Below are 1502 nucleotides of genomic sequence, written 5' to 3'. Positions count from 1 at the left end.
GGCGACTCATCCGCTGCTCCAAATCCACTGAAGGTTACGGATTTAACCTGCTCGATTCAAATGAGAACGCCCCCTAGTGAAGCGATCCCAACCCATCGTCTTCAAAGGATGAAGTGATGAACACTGACTCTCGAGCACCCAGTACGACTTTGCCAAAAACCGAGCAGGATTTAATTAACGACGTTACTCAAAAAATCACACAGCACAGTAATGAGCTACGTAAACGCTATCGCGTACTGGGTTTCCAGAATGCCATAGGCGCCAGCGTGATGGCTGTTTCTGTAACTGGCATGATAATAACGGGCACACTGTATATAAAAGGACTTATTCCCGGCTGGCTTTGTATTGTAATCAATGCGTTGTTGACGTCATTTATTCATGAACTTGAACACGACTTGATTCATCGCCTGTATTTCAGAAAACACCCCGTGGCGCACAACCTGATGATGCTCCTGTGCTGGATAGCCCGCCCCGGCATGCCCAGCCCCTGGTTACGGCGTGAACTGCACTTTCATCATCATAAAGAATCCGGCACCCACACCGATGTTGAAGCCTGGATTACCACCAGCGGCAGCAAGTGGGGGGCCAAGCGCTTTTTAAAACTCATCGACGGTTTTGTCTTTGGCATTGTCAATGCCCTGTTCGCACCGACCTGGCAAGAAAAAACCAGGTTGACCGTCAAGGTGCTTCGGTTGAATGCGCCCATGGGGCTTCTGTACTGGGGCTGCTGGTATATATTCCTGGGTTACCACCTCTACACATGGGTGAACTCGCTGATGGGCCTCACTGTTGAGCTCTCTGCTGCCGCATCACTGCTGATACAGGTGGTCAATGCTGCAGTGGTGATTATCGTCGCGCCCAATATCATCCGTCAGTTCTGCCTGTTTTTTATCAGCTCTAACATTCACTATTTCGGCGACGTCATGCCACGCAATCCCTTGCAGCAAACCCAGGTCATGAACCGGTGGTGGCTGTGGCCATTCCAGTTGTTTTGCTTCAACTTCGGGAGCACCCATTGCATTCATCACTTTGTGGTCAAGGACCCGTTCTACCTGCGCCAAATGACCGCGCCCTTCGCCCATAAAGTTTTAGCGGACGCCGGTGTCAGGTTTAATGACTTCGGCACCTATAAGCGCTCAAACCGTTACAGCTTTACGCAACCGGAAGCTTAAGCAATCAACCCGCTTCTATTTGTTTGATCTCGCCCTATAAATATCACCCTAGCCAGTGACCTTCAGAACTGGCTAAGCCTTTATCAACCGCACATCCTGTAGGAAATCAGGGGGCTGTGTTGACTTAATGTGGCGTTTAAGGAGGGGTTCGAAACCGTCCATACCCGTTTTTTCAAATCACGGCCCCCGGCTTATAACGACTGCAGAGGATCTGCTGACTAACGAGCGGCCCCATGGCAGCCCCATGGGGTTGTGAATCGCCCCTAGTTTCGTAGACACCTCCAAGCCTTAAAATGAGGCCCATTAGGAGGTGCCATGAGCAACCAGCGA

At 50.7% G+C, this 1502-nt stretch carries 1 protein-coding gene; it reads left to right on the top strand.

Annotated features, from left to right (window positions below):
* Window positions 1-116 precede the first annotated feature (116 nt).
* The gene (locus GHO42_RS02960; protein ID WP_095025159.1) at window positions 117-1172 is read left to right on the top strand and encodes a fatty acid desaturase; all 1056 of its coding nucleotides are present in this window, start codon (window positions 117-119) and stop codon (window positions 1170-1172) included.
* Window positions 1173-1502 lie beyond the last annotated feature (330 nt).

It is taken from the genome of Pseudomonas sp. FSL R10-0056 (genome assembly GCF_009600105.1).
GTDB lineage: Bacteria > Pseudomonadota > Gammaproteobacteria > Pseudomonadales > Pseudomonadaceae > Aquipseudomonas > Aquipseudomonas bubulae.
Note: the sequence above shows the minus strand (reverse complement) of the source record. Positions and strands in the feature narration are given on the sequence as shown.

Bases quoted from the DNA above. Each gene is read 5' to 3' on its own strand.
- GHO42_RS02960 (WP_095025159.1), top strand. From the start codon at position 117: ATGAACACTGACTCTCGAGCACCCAGTACGACTTTGCCAAAAACCGAG.